Here is an 18433-nt window from a genome sequence, read left to right as displayed (position 1 = left end):
TAAATTGAACGTCATCGATACGATCGAATAACAGATGATTTGATATTGTTTGTACAATATTAATGATTTAGGTTTAAAATTTTTAAAAATAAAATTAGTTTTAATAATTTATAAAGTAATCAATTTTAGTTTTTAGAATTAAAGCTATCATTACTGTCGTCTGTATCACAATCCTCACTAATAGATGGTGAGGAAGATTGGTTACTGAGATTTAATTTTAAAAGTATTTGTGCCATATCGCTACTAGGGAGTGTAGTTTTTTTGCGTTCCGATATGACATTTTCGAGTTTGTTCATATGTTCTGTAGTACCTATTAAAGAAAATTTATATTTTTTGTGCATTGATAAGCGCTGTGATAAATCATCATTTGCATTAAATTCAATATCAGAATATTCTGGAAAAGTATTATCATGTGTTATTTGATATTCATCGTTGCTTCTTGAAGAAGAAGTTTGGTATTCTTTGTTAAAAGGAATTGTTGTTGAGTAATCTGAAGATGATAACAACGTAGCATTTGGCGTGGACGATGCCATTACTGTTGTTGTTGATTGTTTTTCTGAAAACAGAACAGGAATTGGAGGGGGAGGAGGGGCTGGAAATACAAAATCATCTTGTATTTCTTCAATATTTTTTGTTTTTTCTGTTATAGCATCATTTCCTATAATGAGATGAGGAATTGATGTTTCATTTTTGAAATTGTGATGATCTTCCTTGTTCGTTGGAAAATATTTGATTGTATTTTCTGTAACATTGATTCCGGAGTCATTATTAACAGTAATAGCAGCAGAGATGTTATTTTGTTGTGTACTAGATAGTTTTTTTTGTGAAAAATTTTTTACTAAAATATGTATATTTTGTTTTTTTTGTTTCTGATCATTATTTTGAGTTGCATTAGTAATATATGAAATAAAGATGTCATCTTCTTTAGTGATAGGATGGTTGGGTAAATAAAGCGCATAGGTATTATTTGTTATTAGAATAGCATTTCCTCCTTGATTTTGTAACGCATTAAAATTCCATTGCTCAGATTTATCGTTATGATTGTTAGTTTCAATTATTTTGATTTCTCCGGGATAACCTGTTATTTGTTGAGTATGTGGGAATGATTTTTCGTTACTATGATTGTTAAGAAACATGCAATTATTGTGTTGAATTACAGTAGGTATAAATGGTTGTATTATAGTATCAAGATATTTTAATAGGGACGTATTGTTTGTATTTGTGTATTGTATTTGTTCTGAAATAGGAATTCCAAATTGGTAGTCAATTAATATCTGACAAATGGTATTATAATATTTTTTGTTTATAAAAATATTATTTACATTAAAACCTAATATGGGAATGGGTTTATAATTTAAATTTAGTGATAAACAATAGTCATTGTTTTTTGTATTAAAAATTTTTTCATATTTTTTGTCATAAAGAAGTCGTTCTAATTTTATTTTCCCAGTAAATTCTAAAAAATGTGGAAATTTAAATTGAATATGCATTTGATAACCACTGTTTGGATTTTTTATATCATATTGTTGCAATGATTTTTTAGAAGTAAAAATATTGTCTAAATTATAGTAATTACTTAGCATTAAAAATGTATTATTCAGCCAATATTCTATACCGAAATTAATTGAGCATGGTTGGTTGCTTTGATTAGAAATAGGACAGTGATATAAGGTATTGCATCCAATAGCATGTTTGTTATTATATAGGTGTCTTTTTCCTCCTCCAAAATTTAAAATTTGTTTTGATAAAAGATTATGTACTCCTAGTTGCATAAAGGATAGATTTTCTTGATATATATTATGTTGTGTTCGAAATGAATGAAATATGTTTACTGAATCATTTTGTAATTGTATTTTAGATCTGTAGGCAGAAGAAAACGGAGATTTATAGTTATAATGGCTACGAACATTTGGTTTATGAATTGTATAGGGATAAATGTTCAGAGTGTTATGTTTGTGATCATCGTACGTATATAGTTTTATTTTTTGTTGATATGAATCAACTTGAAATATATTGTCGTTAATATTAAATTTAGTACGGTTTTTGAGTATGTCACACCAAGCAATTTCATTATATATGAGTGCTTGTAACATTACTCCTAGTATGATAAAAATTAACATTTTAATTTTTTATATTAATTGATGTATTTAAATATATAAATAATGTATCCTGTACTTAGATTTTAATTTTATTATTTTAAATAAGTCGATAATATACTTGAATTTGTTAAAATAATAAAATTTAGTTTTAAAATCTACATCTCAAAAATGATACCACTAATAACTTATATAGTGTAAAAATTAGTACATATTTTTTGAGATTAATAAAAATAAATTGACAAATTTATAGTTAAAATTCTTATTACTATTATGACTGTACGTATAGAAAAAGATACACTGGGAACAGTATTAGTATCAAATAATCGGTTATGGGGCGCTCAAACACAACGCGCATTAAAATATTTTAATATTTCCAACGAAAAAATGCCTTTTTCATTAATACATGCGTTAGCACAAATTAAACGTGCAGCAGCCCAAGTAAATTACGATCTAGGACTGTTAGATTGTAAACGAGCTCGAGCGATTATTCAAGCTGCAGATGAAGTATTGTCTGGAATATACAAAGATGAGTTTCCAATATCTGTTTGGCAAACCGGATCTGGAACTCAAAGTAATATGAATATGAATGAGGTTTTGGCTAATCGAGCTAATGAATTATTGAGTAATAAGCATAATGTAAATAATAAATTTGTGCATCCGAACGATCATGTCAATAAAAATCAAAGTTCAAATGATGTTTTTCCTAGTGCAATGCATATTGCAGCAGTAGTTAATTTAAACGAGCAATTAATACCTAAAATAAAAGTATTACAAAAAACCTTGGTTGATAAGTCTGTGAAGTTTAATGATATCATTAAAATAGGGCGTACTCATCTTCAAGATGCTACCCCGTTGACTTTGGGGCAAGAAATCTCTGCCTGGGTATCTATGCTGAGGCATAGCACAGATCATATAGAAGTTACTATTCCTCACTTATGTGAGTTAGCGTTAGGAGGTACGGCAGTAGGCACGGGTATTAACACTCACCCGGAATATGCTGAACGTGTTGCTGATGTTTTATCACTTATTACTAAATATAACTTTATTAGTTCACCAAATAAATTTGAATCGTTATCAACATGCGATGCATTGGTGCATAGCCATGGTTCTTTGAAAGGTTTAGCAGTTTCTATGATGAAAATTGCTAATGATGTGCGTTTATTATCTTCTGGCCCTAGATGTGGAATAGGCGAATTAAGTATTCCTGCAAATGAACCAGGCAGTTCGATTATGCCTGGAAAAGTTAATCCAACTCAATGTGAATCTATGACTATGCTATGTGCTCAGGTTATGGGCAATGATGTTAGTATAAACATTGGTGGATCATCTGGTCATCTTGAGTTAAATGTATATAGACCATTAATTATATATAATTTTTTGCAATCAGTACGTTTGCTATCAGATGGTATAGATAGTTTTCATAGATATTGTGCTATAGGAATTCAACCGAAGCATCAACGAATTTCAGAATTGCTTGATAGTTCTCTTATGTTGGTTACTGCATTGAATCCTTATATTGGATATGATAAAGCAGCAGAAATTGCTAAAAAAGCACATTTAGAAGGGTTAAGTTTAAAAGAATCTGCGTTGCAATTAGGTTATGTAAATGAAAAACAATTTGATGAATGGGTTTGTCCTAAAAATATGATTAACTCTTCTAAAATATTATGATACCATTATTGTGGTTATAATAGTATATAAAATTTCATTGACAGTAAGGTATTATGTATTGTTTTATAAAATAATATAAAAGAATGAAGTTTCATTAATGAATCGTATTAAACGTTATCAAATTTTGTGTAAGTTACGAGATAATAATACAGATCCAGTTATAGAATTAATTTATCGATCAGAATTTGAATTGTTAATTGCGGTGTTACTTTCAGCTCAAACAAGTGATGTTCAAGTTAATAAAGTCACAAAGAGGTTGTTTCAAGTAGCTAATACCCCAAAGGACATGTTACGACTTGGTTTAGACGGAGTGAAAAATTACATTAAATCTATTGGTTTATTTAACACTAAAGCTAAAAATATTATTGAAACTTGTCATTTATTAGTAGAAAACTATAATAGTAGATTACCGTCAAGTCGCGTTGGATTAGAATCTTTACCTGGAGTTGGACGTAAAACTGCTAATATTGTTTTAAATTTAATTTTTGGTCGGCCTACAATTGCAGTGGATACACATGTTTTTAGATTTTGTAATCGCAGTTGTTTTGCGTCAGGAAACAATGTTTTGTCTGTAGAAAAGAAATTGTTATCGGTGGTTCCAAAAGAATTTAAAAATAATTGTCATCAGTGGTTTATGTTACATGGAAGGAATATTTGTCGAGCTAAACGTCCAAATTGCTGTATTTGTATAATTAAAGATTTGTGTGAGTTTAAGGAAAAAATATGATCTGTATGTATAAGAAACATATATTATTACAAATATTATAGGTGGGATGAGGTTATAAACTTTTTATATTTTTTTAAAAATGTCAATTTTGATTAGATAGTAATGAGTTACTATAGTTGTTTATTCCCACTTAATTAAACAATAATTTTTTTTCCCGCGTCTTAATAAAGTAAAACGATCATATAATCTATCAGTAGCGTGAAAAACATATTCTGTTTTTAGTTGTTTTTTTGAGTTTATGGTAATGCTGTTAGATATGATTAATTCTCGTGCTTGCGTTCGAGAAGATACTAAGTTAGATTCTACCAGTGCTTGTTGTAATGTAATGCCCGACTTAAGTAGCACAGTCGGTACGCCATCTTGTAATAGTTGCTCAAAATCATCTAAAGTTAATTTATGTATCTGTCCCATGAAAAGATTATTAGTAATGTTTTGAGCAGTTTTCAATCCTTCTTTCCCGTGAACTAATCGGGTAAGTTTTTCTGCTAATATAGTTTGAGCTTGTGGTTTTGAATTACTAATACTATCTTTTTGTTTTAATATGTTAATTGTATCTATGTCTATATTGGTAAAGAATTTAAGAAAATGATATACTTCTTTGTCAGAAGAGTTAATCCAATATTGATAAAATTTATAAGGACTAGTTTTTTTTCCATCTAGCCATATTGTATTTTTTTCTGTTTTTCCAAATTTAATATTATCAGATTTAGTAAGCAAAGGCACAGTAAGTCCGTAGGCAGTACTTTTATATATTCGACGTATTAAGTCAATTCCTGAAACGATGTTCCCCCACTGATCAGAACCTCCAATTTGTAGTATTGTGTTGTAGTTTTTATACAAATGAGCAAAATCGTAACTTTGTAATAAATTATAGGAAAATTCAGAATAAGAGATTCCATAGTTGTTTTTTTGTAATCTTTTTTTTATGGAGTCTTTGTTAATCATTTTATTTACAGAAAAAAATTTTCCGATATCTTTTAAAAATGTTAAGAACGAGATAGAAGATAACCAGTCATAGTTGTTAACTATAGAAGCTTGTGAATGTGATCCACAGGAACAATCTACAAATAGGGAAATTTGACGTTTTATTTTTTCTGACCATTGTTGTACTGTATCAATTAGATTAATATTTCGCCTTGATTCTTTAAAACTTGGATCTCCTATTAATCCAGTACCTCCTCCTATTAGGATTAAAGGGCGATGCCCAAATATCTGAAATTGTCTTAAACATAATAGTGGAATTAAGTGTCCTATATGTAGGCTATCAGCTGTGGGATCAAATCCACAATATAAAGTTATTGATTTTGATTTTAATGTTTCAATCAATGATTTTTTATTTGTGATTTGTGCTATTAAATTACGTTCATGTAAATATTGTATTATGTTTAAATGTTTATTGTTCATATAGATATATTTTTAGAAAATTAAATAGGGATTTAATATGATTATATTTATACATGGAATATTATTATATTAATCTGATTATATTTTTATATATTATCAAATTTATTGGAATTACAGTAGTTACAATTAAGGAGCTAAACGGTAAACATTCCATGTATGATTGTATCGTTGATATATAAATCGGTCATGTAATCTATTTATTCCGCCTTGCCAGAACTCCATACTATTTATATTAATTTTATATCCACCCCAAAATTCAGGAAATGGTATTTTTTTATCTGAATATTTTTTTTTAAATTCTAAAAATTTGTTGTTAAGAATATTTTTAGAGGAGATAATTTTAGATTGATTGGATACCCATGTACTAATTTGGTTATTTTTTGGGCGTGTATAAAATTGTTTTAAAACATCTTTTTCTGAAAGTTTATAAACGGTTCCGGTTACTATCACTTGTCTATCTATTATATTCCAAGGAAAGCATAAACTAATCTTTGGGTTATTAGCTAAATGTATAGCTTTACGACTATTAAGATTAGTAAAAAATATCATTTCTTTATTGGTAAATTCTTTTAATAGCACTATACGTTGATAAGGTTGACCAGTGTGATCTACTGTAGCTAAACACATTGCGGTAGGATCAGGTACTTGTGCAAAATAAGCTTGATTTAGCCATATTGAAAATAATAGAATAGGCTGATCAGTCAAGTCTGAACGACGCAGATGTCCGGATGTATATTCTCGTCTGATGTGAGAGATATTGGTGTTATTTATTGACATAAAATATGATTCAGCGTTAATTATTATAAAATACAATAACATATCTTGTGTTATTATTTAAAATAAATAATAACTCTAGAAAAGATAAGAATAATAATTAGTAGATTTTAGTATTTATAATATAGATTATTTTCTTGTAAATAAATTACTATTTATTAGTAGTAAATAGTAATTATTAGATATTTATAGTAAGTTAAGAACTAAAAAAGTTTGTTATTATAAATTTTTTAATTAATATTATTGATAATATATATTATTTATTTCATAAATGTATTTAATTTTTATTATGTAAGTTTATGATATTTTTTTCTAATTTAGAAATAATTTTATTTAGAAAAATTATTTCTTCATGATTGATTCCACTAAAAATTTCGTTTCTAGTAGTAGAAATAACCTGATTTACTTCGATAATAACAGGTTGAGCCTTGTCAGTTAATTTAATTCGTTTAGCTCGTCGATCATTAACACAAGTGTGTCTGATAATTAACGCTTTTTCTTCAAGTTGGTCTAGCGTTCTTACTAAAGATGGTTGTTCGATCCCTATGGCTTTTGCTAATTGGATTTGAGATTGTTCTGGAGGTAGTTGACAAATATTATGTAATGTAATCCAATGCGTTTGTGTAAGTTTTAAAGGTTTTAAACGATGATCAATTAAAGCGCGCCATATTCTCACAAGACGCGCTAAATCTGATCCTAATGGTGATTCCAATTTTTTTTCCTTTTAATTAAGTTGATTCTATTTAGATATATTATTGAGTATAAGTAAGTTAATTGCCATTTATATAAGTATATTATTTATTATAATAATACGTCATATTATACATGATTATGATTATAGGTAATCAATTATAATATGTTATTATATAGAATTTAATTCATTAAAGTATATATGCATAAAATATAAGAGTAAATAATTATTTAAAAAATTTTATTATATTAACATTATTTATTTTTAAGGGACAAATATATGAAGTAATTAAAAAATTAATAAGAATGGTGTATGTTTTTATGAATAGATTAATTTTTATTTATGATTTTATATAAATAAAATATACAATATTTACATATTTGTAATTTTAATAAAATTTTATTATAGTTTATTTTTATAATTTAAATATTTTTAGTATAAGAAATTATAATTACTTGATTGAGTAAAAATATTTTGTTAATAAATAAATAATCAATTTTAATAGTAGGTTGTATTAAAAAAATTTTAATTAATATTTTAAATTTGCAGGGATTTTTGTGTTTATTAAATTGTTTTTGAAATAAGCAAGTTCTGTTATTTTAAAAAACTGATTGTTTGTTATTTATTAATAATAAAACCATCGTAATTTTATATAATAAATGGTGAAGATATATTACAATCTGTGATAATATTAATCGTTTATTTCATGTAGATATAATTTTACAATCAATATGATTCATAAAGATGATCAAAATACTCTTCGAGCACGATTTCGTGGGTTTTATCCAGTTGTAATTGATGTAGAAACAGCAGGTCTGAATGCTAATACTGATGCTTTATTAGAAATTGCTGTTGTTACTCTTAAAATGGACGAATATGGTTGGTTGTGCGTTGATGATTCTATTAATTTTCATATTAAATCATTTCCTGGGGCTATTATTCAACCAGAATCATTGGCATTTAATAGGATTGACTTAAATAGTCCCTGCAGATCTGCAGTGACAGAGCAAGAAGCATTACGTGAAATTTTTGAAATGGTACACCAGGGTATTGAAATTCAAGAATGTAGTCGTGCTATTATTGTAGCGCATAACGCGTCTTTTGATCATAGTTTTTTGATGGCAGCAGTAGAACGTGTAAGTTTTATGAAAAATAATCCATTTCATCCTTTTGTTACATTCGATACTGCTACTTTAAGTGGTTTGGTATTTGGGCAAACAGTATTAGCTAAGGCATGTGCTCATGCAGGAGTTTTTTTTGATAAAAAAAAAGCACATTCCGCATTATATGACACTGAGCGGACTGCGATGTTATTTTGCGAATTGGTAAATAAATGGAAAAGACTCGGCGGGTGGCCATTAACCCCTTGTGGCTCTGATTTTTAATCATTATTATTGTTTTTGTATAATTTTTTCATAGTAAGAAGAAAATTTTTTCAATACGATGTAGAATGACATTACATAGCCCAAGTATTATTTTATAAACAAGTAAATTAATATAATTATAAGTTATTTTTTAATTTAACTTTATCAATTAGAGCTTTTAGTTCTCCTGTTCGATGCATATTAATTATGATATCTGCGCCTCCTATTAATTTTCCCTCTATCCATAATTGAGGAAAAGTAGGCCAATTAGAAAATGTTGGTAAAGCACATCTAATATCTGTATGAATTAATACATCAACGTAAAAAAAGGATCGGATGTAAATAGACAACACCTGAGCAGCTTTTGAAGAAAATCCGCATTTAGGGTCGTCTGGAGCACCTTTCATATATAAGACAATGGTATTTTTTTTAATTTGATTTTTAATTTTTTCTATTGCATGATTCATTTGTATTATTAGTAAAAAATTTAAATTATATTTAGTAAATTTTATATGTAATTTTATTAGTTCTGTCTATCTTTAAAATTAATTCAATACTTATAATTAAGTTTTAAATTTAGTTATATATTTTTATTTATTGTTAATAGAAGTACTATTTTTTAAATTAACAATTGATAACATTCTTTCAACACTGTTTATAACAGATTTTGTAATAATGTCAATTTCAATATTTATTATATTATTTATTTGTTTATTTCCAAGTGTCGTTTTTATTGCGGTATATGGAGTTAAACAAACACGTATATAATTGTTATGTATTTTACTTATCGTAAGGCTTACTCCTTCTACACCAATGGATCCTTGTTGTAGGATATATTTTTGAAAATATTTATTTTTTATCCTAAACCATATTATTTTATTATTTTTTGAAGTTATTATTTTTTTGATTTTTCCAGTACAATCAATGTGTCCGCTCATTAAATGTCCGCCAACCTCAGAATGATAACTAAGTGGTCTTTCTATATTAATTAAGTCTCCTACTTTTAACATACCCATATTAGTTAGTTTTAATGTCTCATGTATTAGGTTAAAACTGACCAGATTGTGTTTAATTGCAATAACTGTTAAACAACATCCATTGTTTGATATAGAACAACCAATTTTTAAATTTAAAAGCAAATGTGTTGGTAATGTAACTATATATGTTTTAAAATCAGTTGTTACATTAATTGCATGAACGGGAACGATAGCTTGTATAATACCTGAAAACATATTTTTTCAAATACTATCATGTATAATGTCAAATTATATTTAATGCTCAGTATAACATACACCTTTTTTTTGTTAAACATATCTTGAAGACATTTAAATAACTATAATAAAAATGTGTTTTCATTGTATAATGACATTTTAAAAACATTTGACATGTGATAAAATTATACATGGTTAATTTTTGTGAAGAGGGATTATTTAATTTTTATTTTTTAAATCACATTGGTTAATTTTTTTAGAAAAGTCAGTAAAATCATTAAAGTTAATGGAATGTAGTGATACTGAGGAGTAGATGTAGTAACAATTTTATTGTCGTTGTGTATGCGTTCTTAGCTCAGATTGGTTAGAGCACTACTTTGACATGGTAGAGGTCGATGGTTCAAGTCCATTAGAACGCATTAGTTGTAATAAAACATACTAAATGAAATGATTGTAAGTTGCTTTTATACAAGTTATAAAATTATTTAACCCAATATATTGGCGGTACTGAATTTAAGATAAAACTGTGATTTTTTTATTTATATAAAAATATAATGGTTTTGTTGTTTTACAGAAAAATATAGAAAGTTATGATTACATAATTATATTTATTACATGGATGTTCTTGGTTGAGAAATGAAAATAAGTAACATATCTATTAAGATATGTTTGATATAAGTTATATATAATTTAAGTATATTTAATAAAGGAGAATATTAAAGATGAATCGTGATAGATTAATATGTTCTGCAATTATTTTAAGTTCTTTTGTATTAGCTAGTTGTGCAAGTACAACTAAAATAAAAGAGTTGTCTTCTGAAGTGCATGATTTAAGTGAAAAAATTGATCAGATTAGTAATGATATAGATAGTTTGCGTCCTGAAGTAGAAAAAAATAAAAGCGAGGCAGCACGAGCTAATCAACGTATTGATAACCAAGCTACTTCTTATCATAAGTAATTTAAGTGGGAATGTAGAAAATATGTATATTTATAATTATTGAATTATATATAAAATTTAATATAACTTACGGGTTGTTATTATCACGATAAGATGTAACGAAAAAACACAACACCATTGACTCCCTATCAAATCCTGATAGGGAGTCAATGGTGTTGTGTTTTTTCGTTTTATTAACAAGTTTCAAAATGAACAATTAATTATAATTTATCGATGTATGTAGAGTATAAGAATTACAGTTTATATAAAGAATGAGCTTGAGAATGTATAGAATTTAATATTAAGTATATTCCTTGGGACCGAGATATAGTTAAGTTTTGTTTTAATTGTAATTGATTTATTAAAAATGGTTTAATATCAACGTTAACAGCTTCTTGTAAATTTAATCCTTGGTATAAACTGAAAATTATAGTGATAATTCCTTTTACAATAGAAGAATCGCTATATCCATGTAACGTGATTAAATCATTATAGGGCATTACAGAGTTAGTTAAAGCGATCCATGTTTGACTTTGACATCCAGAAATTAAATATTTTTTTATTTTCATATTTTTTGGAAATTCAGGTAATAATTTTCCTAGGTCGATGATATACATATATCTTTCTTCCCAATTGGTACAACTTAAAAAATTTCGTAGTAATTGCGCTTTTGTTGGGAAATTTGTCATTATTTTGTTTTAGTATAATTATTGTTGATTAAGTAAACATTGTACTTTAGTTAATCCGTGTGCTAAGCGATCGATATCTTCTTTATTTGTATACATAGCAAATGATGCACGGCACATACCTGGTACTTTAAAATAATTCATAGTAGGTATCGCGCAATGATGTCCCGTTCGTATAGCAATACCATATTGATTTAATAATATTCCAACATCGTATGAATGATGTGTACCAATATTAAAAGCAATAATGCTACTTCGCATACTTTTTGGACCGTATAATATTAAACCTGGAATTTTTTGTAGTATATTTGTAGCATAATGTATTAGTTGGTCTTCGTGCGCATAAATTTTGTCAATGCCTATTGTTTTGACATATGCGATTGCCTTATCTAATCCTACAATACCACCAACGTTAGGGGAACCTGATTCAAATTTCCAAGGAGACTCTATAAACGTCGTATCTTGAATTAAACTTACATTTTGAACTATTCCTCCTCCTACTATCCATGGAGGCATTTTTTGAAGTAATTTTTTTTTTCCATACATGACACCAATACCAGAGGGTCCGTATATTTTATGTCCAGAAAATATATAAAAATCACAATCTAATTTCTGTACATCTACTGGTTGGTGCGCAATTCCTTGTGCACCATCTACTAGTATTAAAGCATCGCTTTTTTTTTTCACTATATTAATTATTTCTATTAATGGGTTTATTGTTCCTAAAACATTAGATATATGTGATATTGATAAAAGCTGAGTACGATGGTTAATAAGCTTTGATAAGCTAGATATATCTAATGTACCGCTGGAAGTTAATGGTATATAATTCAATATTATTTTTCTGTTTTTTGCTAATATTTGCCATGGAACGATATTGGAATGATGTTCCATTTCAGTCAGAATAATATTATCTCCGTAATTTGTAAAATTATGTCCCCAACTATTGGCAATTAAGTTAATAGCTTCAGTAGTGTTTTTAACAAAAACAATTTCTTCTCTAGATGCATTAATAAAATTGGCTATATGTAAGCGTGCTATTTCCATTTGATCAGTTGATTCAGCACTTAACGTGTGAATGCCTCGATGCGCGGCAGCATATTCATTGCGATAATAATGAGCTTGCGCGTCTATAACAATATTAGGTTTTTGAGCAGCTGCGGCACTATCAAGATAGGTAAGAGGGTGTTGATTAATAATACGATTTAATATGGGAAAATCTGATCTAATTTTTTTTATAGGATACATTGTCATGTCGTTATCCTTGATAAAGCTTTATTAATTCTTTCTAAAACGGTATCTTGTACTATAGGATTTTCAATTGATCTTGTAATTTCAATAGAAAAAGCGTAAATAAGCATTTTTAATGCATCTTTTTTTGGAATACCTCGTGTACTCAGATAAAATAGATGTTCAGCGTCAATTTGTCCTATTGTTGATCCATGACTGCATTTTACATCATCGGAGTAAATCTCAAGTTTAGGGGTGCTACTAATGTTTGCATTTTGGTGTAATAGTAAGTTATTATTTGTCATTTTTCCGTCAGTTTTTATAGAATTTGGATTTACTTTTATTAATCCATTAAACACACCAGTACTATAATCACATGCAATTATTTTATGTGTTTGTCTACTTATAGCATATTCTTGATTATTATGTTCTAAATAAGTTCGTATATCTCCAATATCTTTTTTTGATAGCAAAATTAAACTATTTAGCGACAAGGATGCTCCTGAGTGATTGATCTGTGCGCTGGTTTGATGACATGTAAGTTTAGGGCCAAGAATAACAAAGATACTACTGTCTACATTTGAATGCTGTCCTACGTTAATATCATTATGTGCTATATGGTAACTTTCACGATTTTCAAATACTAATTTAATATGACGTAATTTAGCGTTATTTTTTATTTTCATAGACATACGTGCGCCACTAAAGTGTGCGCTTTTATTTATACTAATAAAATGTTCTATAACACAGGTATTGGAATGGCATCCGATTTCAAGACAGTGATAATAATGCGATGTAATTAATTTATTTTTTTCGTTAGATCCTTCATTAATATATAGCAGATATAGTGGTTTTTTTGTTATTTTTTGTTCAGGTAAAGTTATATGTATCGTTGCATCACTTAGGCATTCAGTTAAATATAAGAACATCTCCGGTTGAATTGGATTAGGTGTCTCATAATGATTGGAATTATGATTGATTTTAATTATCCATGGATCAATATTTTTATCACTTAATTCCGGTGAGAATTTACCGTTGATAAATGTTAGACAATAGGAATCTATAGAAAGTCTTAATTTTTTATATTGAAACTCGTTAAATTCAACATTTTTGGAGAAGTCAAAATTGTGGGTTAAAAATTCTTCAAGTGAAGTATATTTCCAATTATCATTGTTGAGATCTGGTAATCCGAGCGTTTCAATGCGTTTCCAATGTTTATGCATTAAGCTTGAATTATTACTATTTTTTTGTTTAAATAATTGGTACCATTCATTTAGTACTCTATTTTTATTATCAAGACAACCAGCCATAGCCTTGTTCCTCAAGCTTTTTGACTAAATCTATATGACCAGATCTTATAATATGGCCTTTGTGCAGTATATGAACATAATCTGGTTTAATGTATTCTAAAATTCTTTGGTAATGCGTGATGATGATAAATGAACGTTTTTTATTACTTAACAAATTAAGACCGTTATAAACAATTTTTACCGCATCTATATCTAAACCAGAATCTGTTTCATCAAGAATACATAGTAATGGTTCTAGCATTATCATTTGAAGGATATCATTACGTTTTTTTTCACCTCCAGAAAATCCGACGTTTACTGATCTAGTTAAAAGATCAGAGGGCATTTTTAATAATCTCATATTTTTTTGAACGAGTTGAATAAAATCAAATCGATCAATAAGAGATTGATTTCTATATTTCCGTATGGCATTAACAGCGCTATGTAAAAATAATTGATTGCTAATTCCTGGAATATCTACTGGATGTTGAAACGCTACAAAAATTCCTTCGCCGGCACGTTCTTCTGGTTTTAGAAGTAATAAATTTTTATTTTTAAATAAAATTTCCCCATCAGTAACAACATAATCTTGTTGACCAGATAGTGTAGCAGATAATGTGCTTTTTCCAGATCCATTAGGTCCCATAATAATATGTATTTCACCTGGATTAATTTCTAGATTTAGTTCTTTTAAAATAGACATATCTTTTACACTGACATTCAAATTTTTTATTGATAGCATTGTGATTCTCCTTTTTGAATGACTATGTTTACGGTACTTAAAGTATAAATTTTATCCAACACTGTGCTCTAATGTGATTGCTAGCAATTTTTGTGCTTCTATAGAAAATTCTAAAGGTAATTTAGAAAGTATATCTTTACAAAATCCATTTACAATCATAGAGATAGCATCATCTTCATTAATACCTCGTTGTCTACAATAAAACAATTGATTATCACTGATTCGTGAAGTTGTAGCTTCGTGTTCTATTTGTGTACTATTATTATGTGACTCAATGATTGGAAATGTATGAGAACCACACTGTTTACCTATCAGCATTGAATCGCATTGTGTAAAGTTGCGTGAATTTGAAGCAGTTTTTGCAATTTTTACTAATCCTCGATAAGTATTTTGACTATTTCCAAGAGCGATACCTTTTGAAATAATGGTTGAGTGTGTATTTTTTCCAATGTGAATCATTTTTGTTCCGGTATCTGCTTGTTGTATGCCATTAGTAATAGCAACGGAAAAAAATTCTCCAATAGAATTATTGCCTTTTAAGATTACACTTGGGTATTTCCAAGTAATGGCAGAACCAGATTCAGATTGAGTCCAAGACATTTTAGAATTTTCTCCAGCACATAGCGCTCGTTTAGTAACGAAGTTTAAAATTCCAGATTGAGAACGTTGATTACCAGAAAACCAGTTTTGTACTGTTGAATATTTTACTTGGGCGTCTTTTAGTACGATAACTTCTACCACTGCTGCGTGAAGTTGATAATTATCGTGCATTGGAGCTGAACATCCTTCAATATAACTAACATAACTGCCTGTATCGGCAATTAAAATAGTGCGTTCAAATTGCCCAGTTTTTTTAGAATTCATACGAAAATAAGTCGATAATTCCATAGGGCAACGTACATTTTTAGGAATATATACGAATGTACCATCAGATACAACCGCAGCGTTGAGTGCAGCAAAAAAATTATCTTTAAAAGATACTACAGTCCCTAAATATTGACGTACTAAATCTGGATAATCACGAATAGCATCGGAAAATGAGCAGAAAATGATGCCTTTTTTTAATAAAGTAGTACGAAATGTAGTAGACACAGAAACTGAATCGAAAATAGCGTCAACTGCAACGTTTCCTTTTTCATGTATTGGTATACCTAGTTTATTAAAGGTTTTCTTGACTTCTTTGGTTAAGTATTTTGATTTATTTAAAAGAGTGTTTGTATTTTTTAGTATTTTGTGATCTTTTTTATTTTCGACACATGCTGGAGCAGAAAAATAACTGTAAGAATTATAGTCAAGTTTTTGATAATGTCCTTTTAACCAATGTGGTTCTTTCATATTAGACCAGGCATGATAACCTGCAAGTCTAAATTCTAACATCCATTTTGGTTCTAATCTTTTTTTTGAAATAGCATATACTACATTTTCATTAATACCTTGTTTGAGTTCTTCATTGCTTAATTTAGTAAAAAAACCTTCTTTGTAATACAATTCATTATTTGTAGTTAAATTTTTATTAATATCGTATATGTTAAAGTTATTGCGTATCATAATAATACCTGTTTTTTAAATTCCAAAACTTTCACCGCATCCACAGGAATATTGAGCTTGAGGATTATTAAATTTAAACATATGATTTAATCCTTCTTCTACATAATCTAATTCAGTTCCATCAATAAATGGCATTACATCTAATGGTATAAATAATTTAGCTCCATTACGTTCAAACATTAGGTTATTATCATTTAATGATACAACTTTAGACATAATATATGTAAAGCCCGCGCACCCTGATTTTTTTATGGTTACTTTTAATCCTAAAATATCAGGATCTTTGTTTTTTACATGAAGAATTTGTTGCACTGCTGCATCTGTTAGGGTTAAGCCGCTCCAAGAAACATGGTTTTTAATCATATAATGTGTATTTTTTTGGATATCATTTTTCATTATAAATTACCTTTTAAATTTATTATGTAATATTTTTATCAAAGTAATATTTTAATTATTTTATTGTATTAAATATTTATAATCGTAAAGTATTTTCATATATTATATAATTTATTTATATATTGCATTATGTCACCATATAGCACAATTTCTATAAACAGCATAGGTTTAATTTTTTTAATGGTGTTTTGAAATTAATATTTATACTTTCAAACAGTAAATATAATCTATTTTAGAAACCATATTATTAATATATATAGTATGTATGCATGGCCTATGTTTAAGACCAATGAAATTATATTATAATTTATATACGATTTTATTATAATCAGTAGGTATAAAGCTGTATATGTATAATCATATTAAAAAATTAATAAACACATCAGTTAGTAATTAAGATTAACATAAAACTAATAATAAAATTATGATATATTCTTAATTAGCCAATCAGAAGCTTCTAGTAATTCTTTTTTATATTGAGGCCAGTTTTTTATCCATTGTGTACAACAATGTGAAACACTTTTGGTATTATATGGGATACCTATTAATTTTTTTTCTAATTTTTCTAAAGGGTCTGGTTCTAAACAATCGGTAAAAATGTGACAACAATCAATTATTCCATGTTTTATATTAAAATGTAATGTTACATTACCCCAATCAAAACGGGTGTCTAGTTGATGTGTAAATATAGGAGTATTGCCAAAATTCCAGTTCCAGTCACGTTGTTTGTTAAATTGATCAGAAAATCCTGGGATATGAGAAGTATTCTCTATAGAGAATACTTCTGGTGTTACTCTCATTTTGTAATGCTCGAAAAATGCCTTTGTTAATCCTTGGCATATTTCTTCATGATTAATATCAGGTTTTAATTGGTTTAAATTAGCAACACGGGAGCGAACAGAGGCAATTCCTTTAGTCTTCAATTTTTTGATATCTGGGTTAAGATAATAAGTAAGTTTATCAATATCAACATGTAAGAGCAATGTTCCGTGATGAAATTGACATCTAGGTGTTTCACGATATGCAGAACCACTAATTTTACGTTCTCCTTCTGTTGTATTGATGATAAGATCATTCCGTCCAGAGAAGCTAGCTTTAATTCCAATATGATGCAATCCATTTAAAACTATATTAGTGGATAATTTTTTGTTGTAATTTTTTTGGGTAGATATAAAGGTAAAACAAGTATTACCTAAATCATGAAATACAGCGCCACCCCCACTACTTCTTCTAGCTAATTTAATGCCATCCCGTTCCATACGGCGAGTGTTGCATTCTTTCCATGCGTTTTGAGCTCGTCCTATTACCACTGTATTTTGATTTCTCCATAAAAATAATATGGATTGGTTTTCAGGTATGTTTTTAAACATATATTCTTCAAGTGATAAATTAAACCATGGATCATAAGAGTCAGAAAATAATAATCTCAAACGACACATAAATCTTCCTTTATCAGGATTTAATATCTGATATATAAATTTTTCATATATTCATATGTAAATGTCTAAACAGAATACTATATTATTGTGAATAATAGTAAGTTTTTTAAATTTATTATTAAATCATCAGTACTAGCAATAATTTTTATATATGTTTTAATTTTTTATAAATTTAATATGCTTACTTAAATAGTTTATACAAAACTTTTATTTCTTAAACATTA

General features: G+C 27.9%; 17 protein-coding genes and 1 tRNA gene. 5 read left to right on the top strand and 13 right to left on the bottom strand.

Going from position 1 to position 18433, the window contains the following annotated elements; all coding sequences use genetic code 11:
• Positions 1-125: 125 nt before the first annotated feature.
• Positions 126-2120 carry an inverse autotransporter beta domain-containing protein gene (locus M9408_RS00200; protein WP_250257219.1) on the bottom strand — a complete coding sequence of 665 codons (1995 nt, stop codon included), beginning with the start codon at positions 2118-2120 and terminating at the stop codon, positions 126-128.
• A gap of 246 nt (positions 2121-2366) precedes the next feature.
• Here M9408_RS00200 and fumC point away from each other — a divergent pair, with 246 nt between their 5' ends.
• Positions 2367-3770, top strand: coding sequence for a class II fumarate hydratase (gene fumC / locus M9408_RS00195; RefSeq protein WP_250257494.1), 1404 nt, complete (start codon positions 2367-2369; stop codon positions 3768-3770).
• Between the two features lie 97 nt (positions 3771-3867).
• Entirely contained in the window at positions 3868-4497 is a 630-nt protein-coding gene (nth, locus tag M9408_RS00190; protein WP_250257218.1) for an endonuclease III, read from the top strand.
• Between the two features lie 120 nt (positions 4498-4617).
• Here the strand turns inward: nth and tyrS are convergent, their stop codons facing one another.
• From tyrS to slyA, 3 genes are all read right to left on the bottom strand, one after another.
• The gene (gene tyrS / locus M9408_RS00185) at positions 4618-5901 is read right to left on the bottom strand and encodes a tyrosine--tRNA ligase (protein WP_250257217.1); all 1284 of its coding nucleotides are present in this window, start codon (positions 5899-5901) and stop codon (positions 4618-4620) included.
• 126 nt (positions 5902-6027) lie between these two features.
• Complete coding sequence (gene pdxH / locus M9408_RS00180) at positions 6028-6678, bottom strand: pyridoxamine 5'-phosphate oxidase (RefSeq protein ID WP_250257216.1); 651 nt, start codon at positions 6676-6678, stop codon at positions 6028-6030.
• Between the two features lie 274 nt (positions 6679-6952).
• Positions 6953-7387: a transcriptional regulator SlyA gene (gene slyA, locus M9408_RS00175; RefSeq protein WP_250248843.1), complete on the bottom strand. Its 435-nt coding sequence runs from the start codon at positions 7385-7387 to the stop codon at positions 6953-6955.
• 710 nt (positions 7388-8097) lie between these two features.
• Between slyA and rnt the strand changes: the two genes are divergently transcribed.
• The gene (gene rnt, locus M9408_RS00170) at positions 8098-8751 is read left to right on the top strand and encodes a ribonuclease T (RefSeq protein ID WP_250257215.1); all 654 of its coding nucleotides are present in this window, start codon (positions 8098-8100) and stop codon (positions 8749-8751) included.
• 116 nt (positions 8752-8867) lie between these two features.
• Here the strand turns inward: rnt and grxD are convergent, their stop codons facing one another.
• Together grxD and M9408_RS00160 are read right to left on the bottom strand one after the other, a co-directional pair.
• Positions 8868-9197 (bottom strand): Grx4 family monothiol glutaredoxin, encoded by a 330-nt coding sequence (grxD, locus tag M9408_RS00165; protein ID WP_250257214.1) that lies wholly within the window; start codon positions 9195-9197, stop codon positions 8868-8870.
• A 123-nt stretch (positions 9198-9320) separates the two neighbouring features.
• On the bottom strand, positions 9321-9962 hold the full coding sequence (locus tag M9408_RS00160; RefSeq protein ID WP_250257213.1) for a riboflavin synthase subunit alpha: 642 nt from the start codon (positions 9960-9962) through the stop codon (positions 9321-9323).
• Positions 9963-10285: 323 nt separating this feature from the next.
• Between M9408_RS00160 and M9408_RS00155 the strand changes: the two genes are divergently transcribed.
• Positions 10286-10360 (top strand) — tRNA-Val (locus tag M9408_RS00155).
• A gap of 303 nt (positions 10361-10663) precedes the next feature.
• Complete coding sequence (locus M9408_RS00150; protein WP_250235595.1) at positions 10664-10900, top strand: LPP leucine zipper domain-containing protein; 237 nt, start codon at positions 10664-10666, stop codon at positions 10898-10900.
• Positions 10901-11133: 233 nt separating this feature from the next.
• Here the strand turns inward: M9408_RS00150 and M9408_RS00145 are convergent, their stop codons facing one another.
• The 7 genes from M9408_RS00145 to M9408_RS00115 all read right to left on the bottom strand — a co-directional run bounded on the left by M9408_RS00145 (position 11134) and on the right by M9408_RS00115 (position 18209).
• Positions 11134-11496 (bottom strand): SufE family protein, encoded by a 363-nt coding sequence (locus M9408_RS00145; protein ID WP_250257212.1) that lies wholly within the window; start codon positions 11494-11496, stop codon positions 11134-11136.
• A 90-nt stretch (positions 11497-11586) separates the two neighbouring features.
• The gene (locus tag M9408_RS00140; RefSeq protein WP_250257211.1) at positions 11587-12819 is read right to left on the bottom strand and encodes a SufS family cysteine desulfurase; all 1233 of its coding nucleotides are present in this window, start codon (positions 12817-12819) and stop codon (positions 11587-11589) included.
• The gene (gene sufD / locus M9408_RS00135) at positions 12816-14105 is read right to left on the bottom strand and encodes a Fe-S cluster assembly protein SufD (protein ID WP_250257210.1); all 1290 of its coding nucleotides are present in this window, start codon (positions 14103-14105) and stop codon (positions 12816-12818) included. Before sufD ends, M9408_RS00140 begins: the two co-directional genes overlap by 4 nt.
• On the bottom strand, positions 14089-14826 hold the full coding sequence (gene sufC / locus M9408_RS00130; RefSeq protein WP_250257209.1) for a Fe-S cluster assembly ATPase SufC: 738 nt from the start codon (positions 14824-14826) through the stop codon (positions 14089-14091). Before sufC ends, sufD begins: the two co-directional genes overlap by 17 nt.
• A gap of 51 nt (positions 14827-14877) precedes the next feature.
• Positions 14878-16374: a Fe-S cluster assembly protein SufB gene (gene sufB, locus M9408_RS00125; protein ID WP_250257208.1), complete on the bottom strand. Its 1497-nt coding sequence runs from the start codon at positions 16372-16374 to the stop codon at positions 14878-14880.
• Positions 16375-16389: 15 nt separating this feature from the next.
• Positions 16390-16770 carry a Fe-S cluster assembly scaffold SufA gene (gene sufA, locus M9408_RS00120; RefSeq protein ID WP_250235579.1) on the bottom strand — a complete coding sequence of 127 codons (381 nt, stop codon included), beginning with the start codon at positions 16768-16770 and terminating at the stop codon, positions 16390-16392.
• A 422-nt stretch (positions 16771-17192) separates the two neighbouring features.
• Positions 17193-18209: a lipoate--protein ligase gene (locus M9408_RS00115; RefSeq protein WP_250257207.1), complete on the bottom strand. Its 1017-nt coding sequence runs from the start codon at positions 18207-18209 to the stop codon at positions 17193-17195.
• Positions 18210-18433 lie beyond the last annotated feature (224 nt).

This window comes from Candidatus Blochmannia vicinus, assembly GCF_023586525.1.
Taxonomy (GTDB): domain Bacteria; phylum Pseudomonadota; class Gammaproteobacteria; order Enterobacterales; family Enterobacteriaceae; genus Blochmanniella; species Blochmanniella vicinus.
Note: the sequence above shows the minus strand (reverse complement) of the source record. Positions and strands in the feature narration are given on the sequence as shown.